The sequence below is a fragment of the uncultured Cetobacterium sp. genome, assembly GCF_947039425.1.
Lineage (GTDB): Bacteria > Fusobacteriota > Fusobacteriia > Fusobacteriales > Fusobacteriaceae > Cetobacterium_A.
Genome location: NZ_CAMQYW010000011.1, coordinates 1 through 23,138, shown reverse-complemented (window position 1 = coordinate 23,138; position 23,138 = coordinate 1). Strand labels below are relative to the sequence as shown.

Here is a 23,138-nt window from a genome sequence, read left to right as displayed (position 1 = left end):
ACCAGTTTGATCAGTATTTGGAATAGTTCCAGTAACAGTTACAATGTTAGAACCTGTTGCAAGGGTTCCGTTTCCATCACCATCTCTTTTGAAATTATCGTTGTTCTTAGTAGTAAAATTAACAGTCATTGTTTTGTTTCCTACTTTGCTTGTTAAGTCAGTTGATGCAGGTATCATAAAATTAACTTGAGCACCTTCTTCTCCAGTTATTGTAAATGTAGAAGTAGCTTTTCCTTTTGTTCCTTTAATTATTCTTCCAAAAGCCATTGGTTGAGCCTCAACTGTTAAAGGTTCTATAACGGTAGCAGTTATATTCATAGTAGCTGTTTCATCTTTAGAACCTTGTGGAGCTGATAAAGCAACCATTGATGTTAAAACAAATGTTAATCCTAATAATTTTTTCATAATAAATTCCCTCCTTAAATTAAAAAAACCAATTACAAAAACTCTGTTATTCAGAATTTTGCAACTGGCTGTCATTTTAAAGACCCTTTAGCTTTGCGTCATAAGATTTCTCTTACTTTGCCTGTGTTTTATATTTATTAAAGTATACTATATTTATATTTTTATGTCAATGAAAAATTATTGCACATACATATATATTAGTGATGAAAAAACGAACTATTAATTTAATATATAATTAATATGTATTGTTTTGAGAAAAAAGCAAAAAACCAACGTCAATTATTCTAAAAAATGAATAATTAAAGGTGGCTTTTCTAGGGACGCTTATTTTCTATAACAATAGAGTCTACTATACTTGCAAGGAAAAGTCAATAGGATAAAAGAGCATTTATAGATGTTTTTGTATTGAAAAGTGAGAGAAAAGTGCTATAATCTAACTATCATTAAAAAATGAAAAATGAGGAGGAATTATGAAGGTCTGCTTTAGAGGGTTTAAATTTTTATGTATGTTTATTTTAGTCACAATGACAATATTTGGAAAGGTGACTAAAATAGATATAATAAGTTTCAATGATTTTCATGGAAATGTGGCAGAGGATACAAGGGCAAAGGGGAAAAATATAGGTATGGCAAAAATGGTTTCATATGTTAATGAAGCTAGAAAAGAAAATCCAAACACAATTGTTGTAAGTGGAGGAGATAACTATCAAGGTACTGCTATATCAAACTTAACATTTGGAGCACCAGTAACTTTAATGATGAAATCTATGAAAGTAACAGCTTCAGCTGTTGGAAATCATGAATTTGATTGGGGAAGTGAAAGAATAGCTAAGTGGGCAGAGGATGGTAAATTTGATTATCTTGCTGCAAATATTTATGATAAAACAACAGGAAAACCTGTATCTTGGGCAAAACCATATAAAATGTTAAATGTTGACGGAGTAAAAGTAGCTCTAATTGGACTATCAACAGAACAAACAAAGTACCAAACAAAGGTGGAGTTTGTTAAAAATATTGAATTTAAACCAGCAGAAGTTGCAGCAAAAGACTGGATTAAATACTTAAAAGATGGTAAGGATAAAATGGGAGTTCCAAATGTAATAATTGCAATAACACATATTCCAAGTGCACAAGATGCTAAAATGGTTATTAGTGGAGATGAATTAAATAGATTAACAAAAGTTGAGGGATTAGATGGAGTTATAACAGGTCATTCTCATAAAACAGTTTCTGGTATGATGAATGGAAAACCAGTTATTCAAGCTTACAAATATGGTAGAGCTCTTGGAAAACTACATGTTGTTGTTGAGGATGGAAAGGTAATATCAATAACACCATCAATAAATATGGTTGGAAATAATAAATCAGATATAATTCCAGATTCAGAAACGACTAAACTTTTAGCTAAACAACAAAATAAACTTTCTGGAGTTTTAGGTGTAAAATTAGGAGTATTAAAAGGTGAATTAATTCATGATAGAAAAGGTTCTTTAACACCTTTAGGATACTGGGCAAGTAATGTTATGAGAAAGGCTACAAAGTCACAAGTTGCTATTACTAATGGTGGAGGACTTAGAAGAACTCTTCATAAAGGTGATATTACAATGGGTGATATGTATGAGATAATGCCTTTTGATAATCAAATTGTAGTTGTTAAAGTAAAAGGTAGCGATCTTAAAAAATTAATAGATCATGGAATTGGTGCTGACTTTATGACTGATGGACAATTTGCTGGACTTAAAGTGAAATATGACCCAACAAAAGAGTATGAAAATAGAGTTGTTTCAATGACTTTAGAGGATGGAACTCCAATTGTTGATGATGAAGTATATACAGTTGCTACAAATGACTTTATTGTAAGTGGTGGAGATAAGTATGACTTTAGTAAAGCTATTGAAGTTAAGGATTTATTTATACCAATAAGAGATGTATTAGTTGATGATATAAAAACAAATAAAGGAATTGAAATACCAAATATTAAGGATATTTTAGTACCTGTAAAATAAAGGAAAAAAATGAAGAAGATAATATTTTTACTACTTTTAATAAGTACAGTGGTTTATTCAAATGATTTAAAAAATTTAAAAAACTTTTATCATGAAGAGGTAACTGAAAGGGAGTATACAGTTGTTAGAGCAAAAATTTTAAGTATTCCCTATGATGATGTGGGTGAAAAAAGAGATATTCCCATTGAGTCAGATATTAGATATCAACATGTAAAGATAAAGCTTTTAAATGGTGATTTTAAAGGTGAAATATTTACTTTAAGAAATACAATTGATCAAATTAATCCATACAAACTTATACTGAAAAAGGGGGAAGACATCCTTCTTTATCAGTATGAGAAAAATGGGAAATTAGAGGGACTTAAGATTTTTGAGAGATCAAAGGAAAGACCTCTTTTTGCTATGATTTGTGCTTTTATATTTTTTATGGTGTTAATTGGAGGAAAGAAGGGGTTTAAAGCTTTTATAACTCTTCTTTTAACAGTTTTATGTGTAATATTTATATTGATACCTTTAATATTAAGGGGATATTCACCAATTCCTATGACAATACTTTGTGTTGTTGGTATAACTGTAATGACTATTTTTATGGTTGGTGGAATAAATAGAAAAAGTTATGCAGGTATACTTGGAACTATTTTAGGAACCTTAATAGCTGGAGCTCTAGCTGTTTGGGTGAGTAATTATTCTAATTTAGTTGGAATGGGTTCTGAAGATATGCAAGCTTTAGTTTATGGATCAAATGGAAAGTTTTTAAATTATAGAGGTATACTTTTTTCAGGTATTATAATCGGTGCTCTTGGGGCTATTATGGATGTGGCTATTTCAATATCATCATCTATGTGGGAGATAGAAAGTTTAAATAAAGATATTTCAAACTATCAACTTGCTAAATCTGGAATGAATATAGGAAAAGATATTATGGGAGCAATGTCTAACACTTTAATACTTGCTTATGTTGGAAGTTCTCTATCTTTAATTTTAGTTTTTATGTCATATAAGTTAAGTTTTTATGAGATAATAAATTTAGATATGGTGGCAACAGAGATAATAAGAAGTATAGCTGGTAGTATAGGTTTAGTGCTTTCAATACCTGCAACAATTTTAGTTGTAATACTTTTAAGAAAAAAAAATTCTAGGGGATAAAACCTCTAGAATTTTTTATTTGAAATAATATGGATTCCTAAGAAAAGAATATACCAACCAAAAACAGGGTATACAGCTCCATTTGTAACAAGAGGTAAAATAATGATTAAAGAACCAAAAAGAAAGTGTAAAAGTCCTTTTACAATAACTATAACTTTAGTTTTTTTATCTGTATCTTCCCAACTTGTAAACTTTGAATCTCTTCCTAAAACTAAAATAAGTCCCTTAGCACAAAGAAGTGCCCCTATATAGCTTGTAAAGAAAAACTCACTAGAAAAAGTATTAAATAAGATAATACCCACAGAGATTAGCTCCATAAGTCCCTCTAGCAAAACTAAACCTATATGAAAATATGGATCTTTTCTTTTGTGTAAACAATATACAAGATGGTAAATACCATTTACAAATAAGACACCACTAATAATATACTCTATGTATTTTGAAAAAAAGCTAATATTACTAATACCTAGAGCACCAATAAGAATAAAAATAATTCCAAATGTTAAAAATAAATGTTTTAAATTTTTCACAACAATACTCTCCTAAAAATACATTATTGATTTATGAATTATACCAAAAAAAATAATAGAGTACAAATTATATATTTAACTATAAAAAAGGAAAAGAAAGGTGTATGATGAACTTACTATTAGTATATTAGTATAAACATAAAAGGAGGTTTTCAAATGCAAAGATTTACAATACCAAGAGATTTATATTTTGGAGAGGATGCAGTATCTTATTTAAAAGGTGTTAAAGGAAAGAAAGCTATTATAGTTTTTGGTTCTGAAAGACTTGTAAAAGATGGAACTATAGGTAAGGTAAAAGAAGCTTTGAAAGTTGCAGGTATTGAAAGTGTTTTATTTTCAGGTGTTGAACCAGACCCATCAGTTGAAACAGTAATGAAGGGTGCAAAAGTTATGAGAGAGGAAAATCCAGATATTATAATAGGTGTTGGAGGAGGTTCTCCAATAGATGCAGCAAAAGCTATGTGGATATTCTATGAGTATCCAGAGTTTACTTTTGAAGAGGCAGCAAAACCATTTAATCTACCAGAGCTTAGAAAGAAAGCGATATTTATAGCAATTCCAACAACTTCAGGAACAGCAACAGAGGTAACATCATTTTCTGTAATAACAGATTACAGTACAGGTATAAAATATCCAATAGCTGATTACAATATAACTCCAGATGTGGCAATACTAGATACTAGCTTAGTTCAATCTATGCCTAAATCATTAACAGCTAATACAGGTATGGATGCTCTTGCTCATGCTTTTGAAGCTTATGTTTCTGTTGTTAGAAATCCAATAACTGATGCTCTTGCTTTAAAAGCTATTGAGATGATAGGAGAGGATTTAATAGATTCATATAATGGATGCAAAAAAGCTAGAGAAAATATGCACTTAGCTCAGTGTTTAGCTGGAATGTCATTTTCCAATGCTATACTTGGTATAGTTCACTCTATAGCACATAAAACAGGTAAAACTTTAGGAATAGATCATGGACTTGCAAATGCGATTTACTTATCATATGTAGTTGAGTTTAATGCTAAAGAGGTAGAAAAAGATTATGCTAAAATAGGAAGAACTTTAAAATTAAAAGGTAATACAGATAAAGAGGTAGTTGAAGAGCTTGTAAAATTCATAGGACAACTTAGAACAAGCATGAATATGCCTCATACATTAAAAGAGTATGGAATAAGTGAAGAGGAGTTTAAATTAAAAATTGATAGTATAGCAGAAACAGCAGTTGCAGATCCTTGTACTGGAACAAATCCAAGAAAAATAGATGTGAAAGAGATGAAAAAACTTATAGAAGCAATATACTATGGAAGAAAAGTGGATTTTTAAGAACATATTATAAAAAAAGACCTAAAATTTAGGTCTTTTTTTTTTGGCATTTGTAAAGTATATATAATACTAGGAAACAAATAATATTTAATCTAGGGAGGATTTATGAAAAAGTTGATTTTAACAAGTGCATTAGCATCACTATTTTTAATGGGTTGTTCGTCTACACAATCAAAGACAGCTTTAAATGATATTACTTGGAAGTACAGTAGAGACTTACCTACACCAAAGAATTTTGAAAAACAAATTGGAGTTGCAGGACCTTTAGCTGGAAATATTGGAGAGTATATTGTTGTTGCTGGTGGAGCAAATTTCCCTTATGAATCAGTATTAAAAGGTGGAGCAAAGGTAGTGTATCCTGATCTTTTCTTAATGAAAGAAACAAAAGATGGATTAAAATTAGTAAAACATACAATGCTTGATAAAGAGATTGGATATGGTTCAACAATATCTACTGAAGATGGAATATACTATATTGGTGGAACTTATCAAACAGGTGTTTCAAATGAAATATTATATATAACATTAAATGCTGATAAAAGTGATGTAGTTGTTAAAACAATAGCAAAATTACCATTTGAGTCGTTTGGTGGAGTTGCTGGAATGAAGGGTGATTCAATCTTTATTTTTGCTGGAAAAGAGAATGGTAAAAATAGTAAAGGATTTTATGAGTTTAACCTAAAAACAAAGAAATTAAAAGGTTTAAAAATGTTCGCGGGAACAGAAAGAAGTCAGTCTGTTGGACAAATTTTAAATGATGGAAAAGAGGATAAGTTCTATGTATTTGGAGGGGGAACAGGTGTAGCATTTACTGATGGTTATGCTTATGATTTTTCTGATAATGATTGGGATAAAGTTAGTGATGTAAAGGTTAATGGAAAGGATATCTCTTTATTAGGAGCTAGTTCTGTTAAAATAAATAACAGTGAGATGATGGTTATTGGTGGATTTAATAAAGCTATATGGGATGATGCTAATAAGCAACTTGGTGGATTAAAGGGAGAGGCGTTACAAGATTACAAAAATGAGTACTTTAATAAAGATCCTCAAGACTTTAATTGGAACCAAGATATTTTAATATATAATGCTAAAAATGACACTTGGAGATCAGCTGGTAAAGTTCCATTTTTAGCTCCTTGTGGAGAGGGACTTGTTAAAATAGAAAATAGAGTTTACTCTATAAATGGAGAGATAAAGCCAGGAGTTAGATCAGAAAAGATCTATGTTGGAGAGATGAAATAATAGGGATAAAGTGAAAAACAGGAGATTATTTCTCCTGTTTTCTTTTAGTGTGATTACATATAAAATAAAAGATTGTTCCAATAATAAGACCAACTCCTGCAAGAGCTATTATCTTAATACTCATTTGAGAAAGTAAGTAAAAAGATAAAATAACCGATATTCCAGGGATTAAAGGACCAAAGGGTATAGTGAAAGAGTTAGGATATTTAGGATCATTTCTTAACTTGAAAATGCAAAGAGCTGTTGGTATATTCTGAATAAAAGAAGCAACAACAGCAAGGGAAGCTAAGAAAATAAAATCTCCACTTAAAAGTAAAAGAATACAAAATATTCCTGTAAAAACAATAGAAACACTTGGAGTATTAAATTTACTTTTCTTTCCAAAGGCCTTAGGAAGTAACCCAGCTGTAGAAAGAGATGATGCAATTATAGGAGTATCAAAGGAGATTGCAATGGCAATTCCACCAATGGCAATAAGCATAGAAGCTAAAATAACATTGTATCCCATTTGTCCAAAGATACTTTTAAAAACATCTGCTGTAGGTAGAGTGGCATTGGCAAGATTATTCCCTAAAACTCCAATGCAAATACTTGTAACTAAGAAATAGATAACAGAACAACTAAGAACAACAGCAATTAAAGCTTTTGGAATATTCTTTTTAGGATTTTTCATATTTTTAGCTGCAATTGGTAAAAATGAGAATCCAGCATAGGCATAGAAAATTACTCCTAAACTTTTCCCAAACTTTTTTAAATAAAGAGAACTTGTATCAATTGAAACTGGAACAATAGGGTTAAAATTCATCTTTTTCATAAAAAAGACTCCAAAAGCTATGAAGAAGATAAAAGATATTATTTTTGCCACTGAGGATATATTATTGAAAAATTTTGAAAACTTAACTCCAAAATAGTTAATAATACTGAGAACTATACAAATTGAAATAGCATAGATATTATAGATCTCTCTATTTTTTAAAGAGGGTATAAACCCAGTAAGAGCAGTTAAAAAACCAGCAACTTCAGTGGCCCAAGTAATAACTCCTAAAATCCAAGAGAAATATCCAACTTGAAAACCAAAATAATCTCCAAAGGCAGCTTTAGAATAGAGCCAAGCTGAACCATTTTCACTGAACTTACTAGAAGCTTCAGCATAACAAAGGGCTAAAAATAAAACAAGTATAGATGCAAGAACTATTACAAATAAGCTAGATACACCAACTTCATTATAAATATTTCCAGGGAGTAAAAAAATACCTGATCCAATAATGCTATTTATCCCTAAAAGATAAATACTTAAAAAACCAAGTTTATTTGGATTAGAACTATCACTATTTGACATTTTTTCCACCTTTTAAATAAAATTTTCACAACGTTTCATATGTTCGATATTATCATGTAGAGAAAACCATGTCAAATAAAAGATAAAAATAAAGGAAAATTCTTAAATTATGGAAAGAAAGTCAAATAGGAGGGGATAGTATGAGAATATTTTTGATTTTATTTTTAATTTCAGTACAGTTATTTTCCTATGATGGAGAGGATAAAGTTAAAAAACATTTTAAGGTTCCAAAGGTAAAAGTTAAAACTCCAAGTCTTTTAAGAAAAGATGGATTTATGTCAGATAAGGAGCTTAAAGATTTTATAGGAGGAATTCACTTTAAGGGAAAACATACTAAGGTAAATCTTTTTGGTCCAACAACAGGAGGACATCTTATACCTCTTGTTGTTATTGGTAAAAATAAGGTAATAGATAAAAACAAACCAACAGTTATGCTTGTAGCGCAACAACATGGAGATGAACCTATGGGAGCTGATGTGTTACTTGGAACTATAAAAAGACTTGCTAGATGGGATTTAGAGTATCTTTTAGATGATATAAATGTAGTAGTTTTACCTAGACTGAATCCAGATGGAGCTGAAAATGGGAAAAGACATACACATAGAGGAAAGGATATGAACTCAGATCATACAATTTTACAAACAAAAGAAGCTCTTTTAATGAAACAAATATTTAATAGATATAAACCAGATGTTGTACTAGATATTCATGAGTATATAGCAGATGGGCACTCTTATTCTAAAATAATTAAAGATGGAGCAGTACCTTATTACGATATACTTTTTCTTTCATCAACAAATCCAAACTATTCAGAAAGATTAAAAAATTATGCATATAATATAGTTTTAAAAGATGTGGAAAAAGATTGTAAAAAGAAAGGGTATAGTACAAATTACTATTATAATCCATTTAGAAAACCAAAGGGAAGTGAACCTATGAAGCTCTATGTAGCATCTGGAACAGCTGGAATTGCAAGAAATGCTTACGCTTTAAATGGAACCTTATCTTTTCTAATAGAACTTAGAGGAAAGGGAATAGGAAGAGAAAATATAGAAAGACGTCTTGATAGTGGATTATCTGCTGTTGAAAGTTTTTTAATAAGTGTTGCTAAAAATGGGAGATCTTTAAACAAATTAGTTGAAGAGGAAAAAAATAGAGTGAGTGAAACTATAAGTATAACTTGGGAGTTTTTAGGGAAAAAAGGAACTTTAGCTTTAATAAACACTAAAACTGGAGAGATAGAAAAAATAAAAACTATAAATTATGTTCCACAAAATCCAAAAATCAGATTAAAAAGACCAATGCCAACAGCTTACATCCTTGATAAAAATGAGAAAACAGCAGCTACTATTTTAAAAAATCATGGGATAAAAGTTTTAGTGAAAAATAAATCTATGGATACATATGTAGATGAGTATACAGTGTATAAGGGAAGAAGAGTTAAAATAAAAACTAAGATAAAAAAGGTGAAAAAACAAATTCCTAAGGGGAGTTTTGTAGTTCCTGTAAATCAGAAAAACTCTAACTTTATTGGGACTCTTTTAGAACCAGAAGGAGATTCAAGTTTTGTAGCTAGAAGTGTAATTAAAATAAGGAATAAGAAACTACCAATATATAGATATCACGGAAACATATAATATGATATAATATTAAAAAAAGAAAAAAGGAGAGAGAACATGTTTTATTTTATTTATGGAGATACTCCTCTTCCTTTAAAAGTAGAGGAACAACTTAGAGAGATAAAAAATGAAAATACAGATATACCAATAAAATACTTTGATGGATCACAAGGTGAAGATGAGGAGAAGTTTTTAGAAAGTGTATCTACAAACTCAATGTTTTCTCCAAAAGAGTTACTTGTTTTAAGAAGAGCTGAAAAAATAAAAAAACTAGATAAATTTTTAGAAGTGGTTAGAAAGTATGATACTTTTTCTAAGATAATAGTTGTAACTTATGAAGAGGAACTAAATGATTATGATAAATCTATAAATCCTCCTGGAAAAAAGGTTTTAGGTGTAGCTGAAAAACTTGGAAAAGTTATAGAAGCTAGAAAGGCCACAGAAAAAAGAGGAGTACAATTTTATATAGAAAGACAGCTTGGAATATCAGACCGTGAAGCTGAAAAGCTGGTTGAGGTAATTGGAAATGATTTTGTAAAGGTTAAAAATGAAGTTGAAAAAATAAGAAACTTTATAAAAGAGGATACCTTTATATTGGAAAAAGTTTTACCTATTCTCTCTGTAAGTGAAGAGTATAATTTGAAAAAATCAGTGGAAAATATGATGAAAGATGGAAGTTGCGATAAACTCTTAGATGGGCTTGTAAAAAATAAAGAGTATCAACTATTTATATATATTATGAGTGAAGAGTTAAACTTAGCGCTGAAAATAGCATCTTTAAAAAAAAGTGGTGTTATTAAAGGTGGAGTATCTTATAATCACTTTAAAGATAGAGTTTACGGAGATATTAAAAAATATTTTAGAAGTTCTTGGGGATATATGAGTGAATATCCTATATTTTTAAAGCTGTTTTATGGAGATAGATATAGTGAGGAGTTCTTACTTGAAAAAATAGAGGAACTTTTAATGGTAGATTACAATAGTAAAAATGGAAATATAGATATGGAAATAGGAATAGAGAGATTTATAATATCATTTAGTAAAAGAGAGGAAGAGGATAATCGTTAAGGTTATCCTCTTTTCACATTAAAAAGAGTTTCATCTAAAGAATCTAAAAAAGTGGATGGTTTTTGAAAAAATCCAAACTGGCAGTAAAAATATAAGGGGTAAGAGAGAAAAAGTCCTTTTTTAGGCCTAGAACAAGCAACATAAAAAAGTCTTTTCTCCTCTTCTAAATTAGATACTGTACTAAAAAGAGAGGGAAGAATACCATCTAGTAACGTCGGAAGAAAAACGAAATCCCATTCAAGACCTTTAGCACTATGTATTGTTAAAATATCAATATTTTTAAAATGTTTAAAATATTCCTTATATAAAGTTACTAAAAAATTATTTCTAAAAAGTATGGCAATAGATGAGAAATCCTCTTTTTTTAGTATATTTTTAATTTTAAGAAGAATTCCGTTATATTCATCTTGAAAGGTCTTAAAAATATGAATCTCTGGTTTTTCAAAATCTTTTAAATTGGAAATAAGCTCTTTTTTAAAGGAAAATTTTAGTGTTTTAGATATATGATTAGTAAAATTTATAAGACTTGGTGTACTTCTAAAGTTTTCTTTTAAAAGAATAGTTCTAGTATTTTTAAAAAAATAGGGAAAATTAAAAAAATTATCAACAAGAGCTCCTCTAAAGGAGTAGATACTTTGAAAGTCATCACCTACAGCAAAGATATTTTCACATTTTAAAAGTTTTAAAAGTTCAATTTGAAAGGGATCAGTATCTTGAAACTCATCTACCATAATATGTGAAAATGGAAGTGGTATATCTTTAATTTTAAGTAACTCTATAAAATTAAAGATAAGATCATGGAAAGAGAGAAGATTTTTTTCTTTTTTAATTTTTTCAAAGTTTGAAAAAGCTAAAAAAATAATCTCCTTTTCTTTTTTATTAAATGCTTTAAATCTATTTTTAAATTCTAAAGTGTTATAAGTAAAAAGATATAGGAGGGAGAGTAAATCCTCTATAGATATGAATTTTATATGTTTAAATATTTTAAGAGTTTCATTTCTATTAATAATACTAAAATTTTTATTAACACTAAATTTTTTCAGAAACTTATAGGCAAAGGAGTGAAAAGTCTCAATAACCACATTAGTATTTGGAGAGTGCTCTTTTATTCTATTTTTTAATTCTAAAACAGCTTTATTTGTAAAGGTTAAAATAAGAATATTTTCATCTGAAATTCCAAGTTTAAGAAGAACTAAGGTTCTGTAAATAATAACTCTAGTTTTTCCAGTTCCAGCTCCTGCTATAACTAAATAGTTACCATATAAATTTGTTACGGCAATTAATTGATCAAAATTTAAAGAGTTTTTTAGATGGAAATTGGGAAATTCACTATTTTTAAGTAAATTTTCATTTAAATTTTCAATTTTAATTTTTGTTAAAAGCATAGAATCTCTCCTTTAAAATACTAGAGTTTTTTAAAGTATACCTCAAAGGAATAGAAAAAGCAAAAAAATAAAAAATGAACAAAAATTCAAAAAATAAAGGCTGGTGATCAAAAATTAATGGTTAAAATTTTAAAAAAGTACCATTTTTTTTCTTGCACGTACACTAAAACACAAGTATACTAGCATTAAATAAAAAATAAAACTATATGGGAGTGATAATATGTCGATATTTGAAACAATAGAAAAAGTAAGAGCAGCTCAAAAAGAATATGCAACATTTAGTCAAGAACAAGTGGATAAAGTATTTAGAGAGGCCTCTTTAGCAGCTAACGGTGCTAGAATTAAACTTGCTAAATTAGCTGTAGAAGAAACTGGAATGGGAATTGTTGAAGATAAAGTTATAAAAAATCACTTTGCATCAGAATATATATATAATTCATATAAAGACACAAAAACATGTGGAACTTTAGAGATAGATGAAGCTTTCGGTGTTGAAAAAATAGCAGAACCAATTGGAGTAATAGCTGGAATAGTTCCAACTACAAACCCAACTTCAACAGCAATATTTAAGGCATTACTATCTTTAAAAACAAGAAATGGAATTATTTTTTCACCACATCCAAGAGCTAAAAAAGCAACTATTGAAGCTGCGAAAATTGTTTTACAAGCAGCAGTGAAAGCTGGAGCTCCAAAACATATAATTGGATGGATAGAGGAACCATCAGTTCAAGCATCAAATGATTTAATGAAAATGTCAGACCTTATATTAGCAACAGGTGGACCAGGAATGGTTAAGGCTGCTTATTCATCTGGAACTCCAGCAATAGGAGTAGGAGCAGGAAACACTCCAGTTGTAATAGATGAAAGTGCTCATATAAAAATGGCAGTAAACTCAATTTTATTATCAAAAACATTTGATAATGGAGTAATATGTGCTTCTGAGCAATCTGTAATTGTACCAGCTTCAAAATATGAAGAGGTTAAAAAAGAGTTTATATCTAGAAATGCTTATATTCTAAAAGGTGATGAAGTTGATAAAGTAAGAAAGACAATAGTGATTGATGGAAATTTAAATGGAGATATAGTGGGACAAAGTGCATATAAGATAGCTAAAATGGCTGGAGTAAATGTACCAGAGGAAACTAAGGTATTAATAGGAGAGGTTGAATCTGTTGAGTTAGAGGAAGCTTTCTCTCATGAAAAATTATCACCAGTTTTAGCAATGTATAAATATAAAACTTTTGAAGAAGCTGTTAAAAAAGCTGATAGATTAGTTGAATTAGGTGGAATGGGACATACTTCTGTAATATATGCAGATGAATTAGATGCTAAAGAACATATAGATCTATTTTCAAAGACAATGAGAACAGGAAGAATTCTTGTGAATATGCCAGCAGCTCAAGGAGCAATAGGAGATGTATTTAACTTTAAACTAGCTCCATCTCTAACACTAGGTTGTGGATCTTGGGGAGGAAATGCTGTGTCAGAAAACGTAGGAGTAAAACATCTAATGAATATAAAAACAGTTGCAAAAAGAAGAGAAAATATGCTTTGGTTTAGAGTACCAGAAAGAGTTTATTTTAAATTTGGATCTCTTCCAGTGGCTTTAGAGGAACTAAAAGGAAAGAAAAGAGCTGTAATTGTAACAGATCAACAACTTGCAACGTTAGGATACACAGATCACATAACAACAATTTTAGAAAAAGTTGGAGTGGACTTTAGAGTTTTCTCAGATGTTCAAGCAGACCCTACTTTAAGTGTAGTTGAAAAAGGTGCAGAACTTATGAGACATTATAATCCTGATGTAATAATAGCCCTTGGTGGAGGTTCAGCAATGGATGCTGCTAAGATTATGTGGGTAATGTATGAACACCCAACAGTTGATTTTAAAGATTTAGCAATGACATTTATGGATATTAGAAAAAGAATAGTAAAATTCCCTAAAATGGGAGAAAAAGCTGAGTTTTGGGCAGTGGCAACATCAGCAGGAACAGGATCAGAAGTTACTCCATTTGCTGTAATTACAGATGATGAAACTGGAGTAAAATACCCTCTTGCAGATTATGAAATAACTCCAAATGTAGCAGTGGTAGACCCACAACTTATGTTATCTATGCCGGCTGGTTTAACAGCAGCATCGGGAATAGATGTTGTAACTCACGCTGTTGAAGCTTATGTTTCAATAATGGCTTCTGAGTTTACAAATCCAATGGCTCTTGAAGCAACAAGACTTTGTTTTAAATATCTACCTGAGTCAGTAAAAGGTGGAGCTCATGCAAGAAAAGCTAAGGAAAAAATGGCAAATGCTTCTTGTATGGCTGGAATGGCATTTTCAAATGCTTTCTTAGGTGTTTGTCACTCAATGGCTCATAAATTAGGAGCAGCTTTCCATATACCTCATGGAACAGCAAATGCACTACTTCTTGATGAAGTAATTAGATTTAATGCTACAGATAAACCATTTAAAATGGCAGGATTTGCTCAGTATAAATATCCAAGTGCGAAGAAAAGATATGGTAAATTAGCAGATTACTTAGGATTTACAAAGGGAGATGAAACACCAGAAGAGAAAGCTAAGATTTTAAGAAAGAAAATTAAAGAGTTAAAAGATGAAATTGGAATTAAACCTACAATAGCAGATTATGGTATAAGTGAGCATGAATTTTTATCTAAACTAGATAAAATGGTAGAGGATGCTTTTGATGATCAGTGTACAGGGGCTAATCCAAGATACCCTATGATGAGTGAGTTAAAAGAGATGTATTTAAGAGCATATTATGGTGTAGATAAATATAAAAAAATAAAAAGTGAAAAAGATCAAAAGAAAAAATAAAAGATATTAAAAAAGCTTCTCTAGGGAAGCTTTTTTACTTTACTCTTTTCCAAATTTGTTTCTTTCCAATAAGGCCTAAACTATCTAAGCTACCTTTAACAATAATGGTATTAATGTTCTTAAAAGTTATAGAACAATGGTATATCTTACCATTTTCAGGATTGTATATAGATCCATCTTCTAACTTGTTTTTATCCTTATTATATGTGAAATTATAAACGAACTTTGAGCCTACTAAAGTTTTATTTTTTAAGTTTGGATCTGGATTTTTAAGGTCCATTTTTTTCATTCCAGAATACTTTTCATTTACCCCATACACTGGTATAGTTAAGTTGTCAATAATACCATAAAACTTGTTGTTTTCTTCATGGAATTGAACGATTATTTGATTTCCGTTATCTGCTTTTTCTGTTATCCACTTTCCTAAAATATCGCTCTCTTTTCCAAAGGCTAAAGTACCCATTAGAAGAGAAAGAATAAGAATAAATTTTTTCATAAAACCTCCTAAAATTCAAATTAAAAATATTATAACAGGTGTTATACAAAAAATCAACTTGATAATAAAAATACAAAATAAAAATATTTTTTCCTTTTTTATGAAATATAAAAATAATTTATTTTTTTTATGAGTTCCATTTATTAAATAAATTTGCTTGTTTTAGGTAAAAAGGGTATATTCTATTACAATATAAAATTATTGAATCTAAAAGTGAACAAGGGGGATAAAAATGAAAAAAAGTGTACTGTTATTAAGTGCTTTAGTTGCTTTCTTAGGTCTCAACACAGAAGCAAAGGCTGACAAAGATACAATAATCATAGCTCAAGGAGCAGATGCAAAGATACTTGACCCGCATAGAACAAATGATCAACCATCTTCAAGAGTAGCTGGACAAATATATGATTCATTGGTAAAACAAGATTCTAATATGAAAATTGTTCCAGGACTTGCAGAGAGTTGGACACAGGTTGATGATAGAACAACTGAGTTTAAACTTAGAAAAGATGTAAAATTCCACAATGGAAATCCTTTAACAGCAAAGGATGTTAAGTTTACACTTGATAGAATGAAGGCATCTCCAGAGGTTGCTCATATTATAGGTGCAGTATCTGAAATAGTGGTTGTAGATGAGAATACTGTTAGAATTAAAACAGAAAAGCCATTTGGACCATTACTTAGCCACCTATCTCACACAGCAGCTTCAATATTAAATCAAGAAGCAGTTGAAGAGTTAGGAGATAAATATGGACAAAACCCAGTTGGAACAGGACCATACCAATTTGTAAACTGGAGAGCTGGAGATAGAATAACTTTAAAAGCTAATCCAGATTATTATATGGGAGAGGCACCAACTAAAAATGTAATTTTCAGAAATATAGTTGAGGGGACAAATAGAACTATAGGTCTTGAAACAGAGGAAGTTGACGTGGCATATGATTTAGAGCCTATGGATAAAATGATGGTAAAAGATAATGATAGACTTGATTTCCAAGAGGAACCATCTCTGTCAATGGCATATATTGGATTTAACACTAAGAAAGCTCCATTAAATGATGTAAAAGTGAGACAAGCTATCTCTCATGCTATTAAAATAGATGATATTATAGAAGTTGCTTACCAAGGATCAGGACAAAAAGCTAACTCTCCAATTGGCCCAAAAGTATTTGGATATAATAAAGATGCAAAAACTTATGAGTATGATCAAGAGAAAGCTAAGGATTTATTAAAAGCAGCAGGACATGATAAAGGTTTAAAGATTAAACTTTGGACAAATGATAATCCAGTAAGAAGAGATATTGCTGTAATTGTGCAAGATCAATTAAAGCAAGTTGGAGTAGATGTTACAATTGAAACTTTAGAGTGGGGAGCTTATCTAGATGCAACAGCTAGAGGAGAGCATGATATGTTAATATTTGGTTGGGTTTCTGTAACAGGAGATGCTGATTATGGACTTGATCCACTATTTAATACAGCTAACCACGGTGGAGCTGGAAATAGATCATTCTTCTCGGATAAGAGAGTGGATGAGTTATTAGGACTTGCTAAGCATTCAACAGATGCAGCAAAAAGACTTGAGTATTACAATGAAGCTCAGGAGCTTATTCAAAATCAAGTACCTATTTTAACTCTTTTATACCAAACTCAAAATATTGGAAAGCAGAAAAATGTTAAAGGATTTAATATGAATCCAGCAGGACACCATAAAGTATACGGTGCTTATAAAGATTAATTTAATGTAAAGAGGAGGGGAACCTCCTCTTTATACAAAACTTAGAAAACTAAAAGGGGGAAGCGATGCATAAGTATGTAATGAAAAGAATACTATTATTAATCCCAGTATTGTTAGGGGTATCATTTTTAGTATTTACAATCATGTCATTTACACCAGGAGATCCTGCGCAGCTAATATTAGGAGAGAGTGCACCAGCAGAGGCAGTTGCACAATTGAGACTAGAGATGGGATTAAATGACCCTTTCATAATGCAGTATTTTAGATTTGTTAAAAATGCTATTGTTGGTGACTTTGGTCACTCATATACAACAGGTAGAGAAGTTTTTGGAGAGATATTTTCAAGATTTCCAAATACACTTATATTAGCAGTTCTAGGAATAATTATAGCTGTTTGCATAGGAATTCCTCTTGGAATTATATCAGCAACTAGACAATATACTTTTATCGATAGTATTAGTATGATTGGTGCATTACTTGGAGTTTCAATGCCAGTATTCTGGTTAGGATTAATGTTAATCTTAACATTCTCAGTTAATTTAAGATGGTTACCTTCTGGAGGATTTGATGGACTTGCAAGTTTGATACTTCCGTCAATAACATTAGGAGTTGGATCAGCAGCCATAATTACTCGTATGACTCGTTCATCTATGCTTGAAGTTGTAAGACAAGATTATATTAGAACAGCAAGAGCTAAAGGAGTAGCAGAAAAGGTTGTTATAAATAAACATGCTCTTAAAAATGCCCTTATTCCAGTAATCACAGTAATAGGATTGCAGTTTGGAGGACTTTTAGGAGGAGCAGTTTTAACAGAATCTGTTTATTCTTGGCCAGGAGTAGGAAGAATGATGGTTGATGCTATCAGACAAAAGGATACTCCTACAGTTTTAGCAGCAGTGGTTTTCTTAGCAGTTACATTTAGTATAGTTAACTTAGCAGTTGATATATTATATGCTTATGTAGATCCTAGAATAAAATCACAATATAAATAAGAGGGGTGAATAATCGTGTCTACATCAAATACAGTTAATTTAGATGGTAAAAGTGTTGGAGGAGATAAAAAAGTAAATGTAGCAAAAAAGAGAAGCCAATGGGCTGAACTTTGGAAGAATTTAAAGAAAAATAAAATGGCACTATTTGGACTTTTTATTATATCTGTAATAGTTTTCTTAGCAGTATTTGCAGATCAAATAGCAGATTATGATCAAGTGGTTATTAAACAAAATTTAAGATATAGATTAAAACCACCTTCAGCAGAGCATTGGCTTGGAACAGATGAGTTTGGAAGAGATATCTTTGCTAGACTTATTCACGGTGCGAGAGTTTCTCTTGCAGTTGGAGTTTTAGCAGTTGGGATAGCTATAGGAGCGGGAGGACTTTTAGGAGCTCTTGCAGGTTACTATGGTGGAAAATTAGATAATGTTGTAATGAGAATTATGGATGTTTTCTTAGCAGTTCCAAGTATCTTACTTGCAATAGCAATTGTTTCAGCTCTTGGACCAAATTTAGTTAACTTAATGGTAGCAGTTAGTATCTCTTCTATACCTAGATATGCTAGAATAGTAAGAGCATCTGTTTTATCAATTAGAGATCAAGAGTTTGTTGAAGCAGCTAGAGCAATTGGAGCAAGTGATGCTAGAATTATATTTAGACATATAATTCCAAATTCACTAGCGCCAGTAATTGTTCAAGGTACTTTAGGAGTAGCAGGAGCAATTTTATCAACAGCAGGTCTTAGTTTCATAGGACTTGGAATTCAACCTCCAGCACCAGAGTGGGGATCAATGCTTTCAGGTGGAAGACAATACTTAAGATATGCTTGGTGGGTAACAACTTTCCCAGGAGTATCTATAATGATAACAATACTATCTCTTAACCTTTTAGGAGATGGACTTAGAGATGCACTAGATCCAAGACTAAAACACTAATTTACAATGGGGGAGAGAAATAGATGAAAGAGAAATTATTGAACATAAAAAACCTATCAATAAACTATATAACAGAGGATGAAAAGGTTTTAGCAGTTAATGACCTTGAGATAGAATTAAATGAAGGGGAAACTCTTGGTTTAGTTGGAGAGACTGGAGCTGGAAAAACTACAACAGCTCTTGGAATAATGAGACTTGTACCAAATCCTCCAGGTAAAATAATGTCAGGAGAGATTGAGTTTCAAGGAAGAGATATTTTAAAACTTTCTGAAGATGAGATGAGAGGAATAAGAGGAAGTCAAATAAGTATGATTTTCCAAGATCCAATGACATCGTTAAATCCAGTATTAACAGTTGGAGATCAAATAGCTGAAGTTATTCAAATTCATGAGAAAATATCATTGAAAGAATCTCTAGAAAAGGCTAGTGAAATGCTTGAACTTGTTGGAATTCCAGGAAATAGATTAAATGATTTCCCTCACCAGTTCTCTGGTGGAATGAAGCAAAGGGTTGTAATAGCAATTGCTCTTGCATGTAATCCAAAACTTCTAATAGCAGATGAGCCAACAACAGCACTTGATGTTACTATTCAAGCACAAGTTTTAGATCTTATGAATAATTTAAAAGAGAAGTTAAAAACTTCAATGCTTTTAATTACTCATGATCTTGGAGTAGTTGCTCAAGTTTGTGATAAAGTTGCAATTATGTATGCTGGAGAAATAGTTGAATCAGGTTCTTTAGAAGATGTGTTTAATAATCCAAAGCATCCATATACTCATGGTCTTTTTGATTCTATACCTAGCTTAGATTCAGAGGTAACAAGATTAAAACCAATAAAAGGTTTAATGCCAGACCCAACAGACTTACCATCAGGATGCAAATTCCATCCTAGATGTCCATATGCAAAGAGTGCTTGTTCAGTGGAAATACCAAAATTTGTAGGAAATGGACATAAAACTAGATGCTTAGCATATGAGGGAGTAATACAAGTAAAAGAGCTACAGGAGGGAAGACATGGCAGATAATAAAATATTAGAAGTGAGAGGACTTAAAAAATACTTTAATACTCCAAAGGGGCTTCTTCATGCAGTTGATGGAGTTACTTTCTCTATAGATAAAGGAAAAACTTTAGGAATAGTAGGAGAGTCTGGTTGTGGAAAATCTACAACTGGAAGAGTTGTTTTAAGACTTCTTGAAGCAACTGGTGGAGATATATATTTTGAGGGTAAAGATATTAGAAAATTTAATAAAGAAGAGATGATAAGGTTAAGAGAAGAGATGCAAATTATATTCCAGGATCCATATGCATCACTAAACCCAAGAATGACTTTAAGTGAAACTATTGCTGAACCTTTAATTATACATAAAAAATGTAAAACTAAGGCTGAATTAGATGCAAGAGTTCTTGAGCTTATGGAAACAGTTGGATTAAGTGAAAGACTTATGAATACATATCCTCATGAGCTTGATGGTGGAAGAAGACAAAGAATAGGTATAGCTAGAGCACTAGCATTAAATCCTAAATTCATAGTTTGTGATGAGCCAGTTTCAGCTCTTGATGTGTCTATTCAAGCACAAGTTTTAAACTTAATGAAGGATTTACAAGATGAGTTTGGACTTACTTATATGTTTATAACTCATGACTTATCAGTTGTAAAACACTTCTCTGATGATATAGCTGTTATGTACTTAGGTGAATTAGTGGAAAAGGCTCCTGCAAAGGAACTATTTAGCAATCCAGTTCATCCATATACAAAAGCACTACTTTCTGCTATTCCAGTTGCTAGTTTAAAGCATAAAATGACTAGAGAAAGATTAAAGGGAGAAATAACATCTCCAATAAATCCAGGAGAGGGATGCAGATTTAGAAAGAGATGTAGTATAGCTACTGATCAGTGCGATGGAAAGACTCCAGAGCTTAGAGAGATTTCTCCAGGTCACTTCTTTGCTTGTCACTTAGTTGGAAAATAAAAAAATAAAAAAGGATAACTCTAAATTAGTCTAATAACTAATATAGAGTTATTTTTTTTAGGAGGGGAATTATGGAAAACTTTGACAGTAGAAAATATCTTTTAACATGTAAATTGATTTTACTAAAGGCAACACATGAACTTTTTCCAGAGTATTGTGTAACCTTGAGGAATTCATTGAATAATGGAGTTTATTTAACTGTAAATGGAAAGGAGATTATTTTAGAGGATGAGTCAAGGGCTATAAAGGAAAGAATGGAAGAGATTATAAAAAAAGATTTGAAAATAACAAAGACCCATTTTCATTCTGAAAGAATAAGTAAAGAGAATTTAAAAAATGTGAGAGAAGATTTAGTAGAACTTCTTGAAACAACAGGAATAGTATCTTTTTTTATTTATGAATTAGATGGATATAAAAGTTATTTTATAGAGGAGTTATATGAAAATACAGCTTATGTTAATTTATTTGATCTCTATAGTTATGACGAGGGAATGATTTTAAAAACTCCAAAGGATATAGATGGAGTAATACAACTTGCACCTCTTATAGATGATAAAAAGTTAGCTAAAGTATATAAGGAGAGTTCTAAGTGGAATGAAATAATGAAAGTATCTTGTCTTGGTAGCTTAAATAGAATAAATTTAAATGGAGATATAGTTGAACTAATTCGAGTAAATGAAGCTCTTCACAGTAAGAAAATAGCTAAGATAGCTGAAAAGATAGTGGATGATAGAGATATTAAAATAGTGACAATTGCAGGACCAAGTTCTTCTGGGAAAACAACTTTTAGTAATAGACTAAATCTTCAACTTTTAGCATCAGAACTAAAACCAGTTGTTATATCTTTAGATGATTACTATATTGGAAGAGCAAATATTCCAATGGATAAGGATGGAAAAAAAGATTTTGAAAGTGTAAAGGCACTTGATCTTGAACTTTTAAATAGCAATTTAAAGGGACTTTTAAATGGAGAAGAGGTAGAGATACCAAAATATAATTTTAAAAGTGGAACTAGAGAAGAAAAAGGAAAATTTATGCAGATAAATGGAAAGGCTGTAATTATTCTTGAAGGGATACACGGTTTAAATGAAGCTTTAGTAGAAGGGATACCAGCTAGAAAAATATTTAAAATATATATTAGTTGTTTAACTCAACTAAATATAGATTCTCATAATAGAATAAAAACAAGTGTTGTAAGAAAAATAAGAAGAGTGGTTAGAGATAGCATATCTAGAAATTTTGATGCTGAGGAAACTCTTGAAATGTGGGATAGAGTAAGAAAGGGAGAAACTAAAAATATATTTCCATATCAAGAAAATGCAGATGTGATTTTTGATACTAGCTTAGCTTATGAAATTGGAGTTTTAAAGCCCTATGTAGAGATGGAACTTATAAAGATAAAGATGGACAGTGCCCACTATAGAGAGGCTCGGAAACTTTTAAGACTGCTAAGCTATTTTACACCAATTCCAGATAAATATGTTCCAGATGAATCTATTTTAAAGGAGTTTGTAGGAGGAAGTCATTTTTATAACTATTAAAAATAGCCCAATTAAGGGCTATTTTTTTAATATCTTATCAGCTATTGAAAAGGCTCTTTTATGTTCTAAAACATTGTGAACTCTAACAAATTTAGCTCCCTTTGCAACTGCAATTGTATTTACTGCAATTGTACCTTCTACTCTTTGAGATGGAGTTAAATTCATATCCTTTCCAATAAACCCTTTTTTAGATACTCCAATAAGAAGTGGTGCAAGACAAGTAAGTTCATCTAATCTATTTAAAACTTCAATATTTTCATCATATCCCTTACCAAAACCAATTCCAGGGTCAATTATAATTTTATTGGTATTAACTCCATTTTGTTCTGCAATTTCAAAGGTCTTTTTAAAGAATTTTTTAATAGAGAGAATAATATCCTCTTTATACTCTTTAGAATCTTGGTTATGCATAGCAATAACACTACAACTGTATTTGCTAGCAACTTTAGCCATCTCTCCATTATCTCTTTGAAGTCCCCACACATCATTTATAATGTGAGCACCATTAGCAAGAGCAAGTTCAGCAGATCGGAAGAGCACACGTCTGAACTCCAGTCACGAATTCGTATCTCGT

18 protein-coding genes and 1 riboswitch are annotated in these 23,138 nt (G+C 30.8%); of the genes, 13 read left to right on the top strand and 5 right to left on the bottom strand.

Annotated elements, in window-relative coordinates; genetic code table 11:
- A partial coding sequence (locus tag Q0V09_RS02035; RefSeq protein WP_297486937.1) for a hypothetical protein occupies window positions 1-405 on the bottom strand: 405 nt, incomplete at its 3' end.
- 56 nt (window positions 406-461) lie between these two features.
- Window positions 462-537, bottom strand: a riboswitch (cyclic di-GMP riboswitch).
- A 338-nt stretch (window positions 538-875) separates the two neighbouring features.
- Here Q0V09_RS02035 and Q0V09_RS02030 point away from each other — a divergent pair.
- Together Q0V09_RS02030 and Q0V09_RS02025 are read left to right on the top strand one after the other, a co-directional pair.
- Window positions 876-2,411 carry a 5'-nucleotidase C-terminal domain-containing protein gene (locus tag Q0V09_RS02030; protein ID WP_297486935.1) on the top strand — a complete coding sequence of 512 codons (1,536 nt, stop codon included), beginning with the start codon at window positions 876-878 and terminating at the stop codon, window positions 2,409-2,411.
- 9 nt (window positions 2,412-2,420) lie between these two features.
- Complete coding sequence (locus Q0V09_RS02025) at window positions 2,421-3,557, top strand: YibE/F family protein (RefSeq protein WP_297407236.1); 1,137 nt, start codon at window positions 2,421-2,423, stop codon at window positions 3,555-3,557.
- A 5-nt stretch (window positions 3,558-3,562) separates the two neighbouring features.
- Here Q0V09_RS02025 and Q0V09_RS02020 read toward each other — a convergent pair whose 3' ends face one another.
- On the bottom strand, window positions 3,563-4,087 hold the full coding sequence (locus Q0V09_RS02020; RefSeq protein WP_297486933.1) for a DUF308 domain-containing protein: 525 nt from the start codon (window positions 4,085-4,087) through the stop codon (window positions 3,563-3,565).
- A 156-nt stretch (window positions 4,088-4,243) separates the two neighbouring features.
- On the opposite strand from Q0V09_RS02020, the gene Q0V09_RS02015 reads away from it, so the two are divergent.
- Window positions 4,244-5,410, top strand: coding sequence for an iron-containing alcohol dehydrogenase (locus Q0V09_RS02015; RefSeq protein ID WP_297486931.1), 1,167 nt, complete (start codon window positions 4,244-4,246; stop codon window positions 5,408-5,410).
- 105 nt (window positions 5,411-5,515) lie between these two features.
- A complete protein-coding gene (locus Q0V09_RS02010; RefSeq protein ID WP_297486928.1) occupies window positions 5,516-6,652 on the top strand; it encodes a cyclically-permuted mutarotase family protein in 1,137 nt (378 codons plus the stop codon).
- Between the two features lie 25 nt (window positions 6,653-6,677).
- Here the strand turns inward: Q0V09_RS02010 and Q0V09_RS02005 are convergent, their stop codons facing one another.
- Window positions 6,678-7,991 carry an APC family permease gene (locus Q0V09_RS02005; protein WP_297404704.1) on the bottom strand — a complete coding sequence of 438 codons (1,314 nt, stop codon included), beginning with the start codon at window positions 7,989-7,991 and terminating at the stop codon, window positions 6,678-6,680.
- Window positions 7,992-8,131: 140 nt separating this feature from the next.
- On the opposite strand from Q0V09_RS02005, the gene Q0V09_RS02000 reads away from it, so the two are divergent.
- Entirely contained in the window at window positions 8,132-9,628 is a 1,497-nt protein-coding gene (locus Q0V09_RS02000; RefSeq protein ID WP_297486925.1) for a M14 family metallocarboxypeptidase, read from the top strand.
- A 39-nt stretch (window positions 9,629-9,667) separates the two neighbouring features.
- Entirely contained in the window at window positions 9,668-10,678 is a 1,011-nt protein-coding gene (locus Q0V09_RS01995) for a hypothetical protein (RefSeq protein WP_297486922.1), read from the top strand.
- A gap of 2 nt (window positions 10,679-10,680) precedes the next feature.
- Here the strand turns inward: Q0V09_RS01995 and Q0V09_RS01990 are convergent, their stop codons facing one another.
- The gene (locus Q0V09_RS01990) at window positions 10,681-12,063 is read right to left on the bottom strand and encodes an ATP-dependent helicase (protein ID WP_297486919.1); all 1,383 of its coding nucleotides are present in this window, start codon (window positions 12,061-12,063) and stop codon (window positions 10,681-10,683) included.
- A 220-nt stretch (window positions 12,064-12,283) separates the two neighbouring features.
- Here Q0V09_RS01990 and adhE point away from each other — a divergent pair, with 220 nt between their 5' ends.
- On the top strand, window positions 12,284-14,896 hold the full coding sequence (gene adhE, locus Q0V09_RS01985; RefSeq protein ID WP_297404697.1) for a bifunctional acetaldehyde-CoA/alcohol dehydrogenase: 2,613 nt from the start codon (window positions 12,284-12,286) through the stop codon (window positions 14,894-14,896).
- A gap of 34 nt (window positions 14,897-14,930) precedes the next feature.
- On the opposite strand, the gene Q0V09_RS01980 is transcribed toward adhE, so the two are convergent.
- Window positions 14,931-15,392 carry a DUF2147 domain-containing protein gene (locus tag Q0V09_RS01980; protein ID WP_297486916.1) on the bottom strand — a complete coding sequence of 154 codons (462 nt, stop codon included), beginning with the start codon at window positions 15,390-15,392 and terminating at the stop codon, window positions 14,931-14,933.
- A gap of 232 nt (window positions 15,393-15,624) precedes the next feature.
- Between Q0V09_RS01980 and Q0V09_RS01975 the strand changes: the two genes are divergently transcribed.
- The 6 genes from Q0V09_RS01975 to Q0V09_RS01950 all read left to right on the top strand — a co-directional run bounded on the left by Q0V09_RS01975 (window position 15,625) and on the right by Q0V09_RS01950 (window position 22,564).
- Window positions 15,625-17,124, top strand: coding sequence for a glutathione ABC transporter substrate-binding protein (locus Q0V09_RS01975; protein ID WP_297404693.1), 1,500 nt, complete (start codon window positions 15,625-15,627; stop codon window positions 17,122-17,124).
- 65 nt (window positions 17,125-17,189) lie between these two features.
- Window positions 17,190-18,116, top strand: coding sequence for a nickel ABC transporter permease (nikB, locus tag Q0V09_RS01970; RefSeq protein ID WP_297404691.1), 927 nt, complete (start codon window positions 17,190-17,192; stop codon window positions 18,114-18,116).
- A 15-nt stretch (window positions 18,117-18,131) separates the two neighbouring features.
- Complete coding sequence (locus tag Q0V09_RS01965; protein WP_297404689.1) at window positions 18,132-19,052, top strand: ABC transporter permease; 921 nt, start codon at window positions 18,132-18,134, stop codon at window positions 19,050-19,052.
- A gap of 23 nt (window positions 19,053-19,075) precedes the next feature.
- Window positions 19,076-20,077 (top strand): ABC transporter ATP-binding protein, encoded by a 1,002-nt coding sequence (locus Q0V09_RS01960; RefSeq protein ID WP_297404687.1) that lies wholly within the window; start codon window positions 19,076-19,078, stop codon window positions 20,075-20,077.
- Entirely contained in the window at window positions 20,067-21,023 is a 957-nt protein-coding gene (locus Q0V09_RS01955; protein ID WP_297404685.1) for an ABC transporter ATP-binding protein, read from the top strand. Before Q0V09_RS01960 ends, Q0V09_RS01955 begins: the two co-directional genes overlap by 11 nt.
- A 71-nt stretch (window positions 21,024-21,094) precedes the next feature.
- On the top strand, window positions 21,095-22,564 hold the full coding sequence (locus Q0V09_RS01950; protein WP_297404683.1) for a nucleoside kinase: 1,470 nt from the start codon (window positions 21,095-21,097) through the stop codon (window positions 22,562-22,564).
- The last annotated feature ends 574 nt before the right edge of the window (window positions 22,565-23,138 follow it).

Coding starts and splice junctions, on each gene's coding strand:
- adhE (WP_297404697.1), top strand. CDS start 12,284: ATGTCGATATTTGAAACAATAGAAAAAGTAAGAGCAGCTCAAAAAGAA.
- Q0V09_RS01960 (WP_297404687.1), top strand. CDS start 19,076: ATGAAAGAGAAATTATTGAACATAAAAAACCTATCAATAAACTATATA.
- Q0V09_RS02025 (WP_297407236.1), top strand. CDS start 2,421: ATGAAGAAGATAATATTTTTACTACTTTTAATAAGTACAGTGGTTTAT.
- Q0V09_RS01975 (WP_297404693.1), top strand. CDS start 15,625: ATGAAAAAAAGTGTACTGTTATTAAGTGCTTTAGTTGCTTTCTTAGGT.
- Q0V09_RS02015 (WP_297486931.1), top strand. CDS start 4,244: ATGCAAAGATTTACAATACCAAGAGATTTATATTTTGGAGAGGATGCA.
- Q0V09_RS02010 (WP_297486928.1), top strand. CDS start 5,516: ATGAAAAAGTTGATTTTAACAAGTGCATTAGCATCACTATTTTTAATG.
- Q0V09_RS01955 (WP_297404685.1), top strand. CDS start 20,067: ATGGCAGATAATAAAATATTAGAAGTGAGAGGACTTAAAAAATACTTT.
- Q0V09_RS02030 (WP_297486935.1), top strand. CDS start 876: ATGAAGGTCTGCTTTAGAGGGTTTAAATTTTTATGTATGTTTATTTTA.
- Q0V09_RS02000 (WP_297486925.1), top strand. CDS start 8,132: ATGAGAATATTTTTGATTTTATTTTTAATTTCAGTACAGTTATTTTCC.
- Q0V09_RS01995 (WP_297486922.1), top strand. CDS start 9,668: ATGTTTTATTTTATTTATGGAGATACTCCTCTTCCTTTAAAAGTAGAG.
- Q0V09_RS02005 (WP_297404704.1), bottom strand. CDS start 7,991: ATGTCAAATAGTGATAGTTCTAATCCAAATAAACTTGGTTTTTTAAGT.
- nikB (WP_297404691.1), top strand. CDS start 17,190: ATGCATAAGTATGTAATGAAAAGAATACTATTATTAATCCCAGTATTG.
- Q0V09_RS01950 (WP_297404683.1), top strand. CDS start 21,095: ATGGAAAACTTTGACAGTAGAAAATATCTTTTAACATGTAAATTGATT.
- Q0V09_RS01990 (WP_297486919.1), bottom strand. CDS start 12,063: ATGCTTTTAACAAAAATTAAAATTGAAAATTTAAATGAAAATTTACTT.
- Q0V09_RS01980 (WP_297486916.1), bottom strand. CDS start 15,392: ATGAAAAAATTTATTCTTATTCTTTCTCTTCTAATGGGTACTTTAGCC.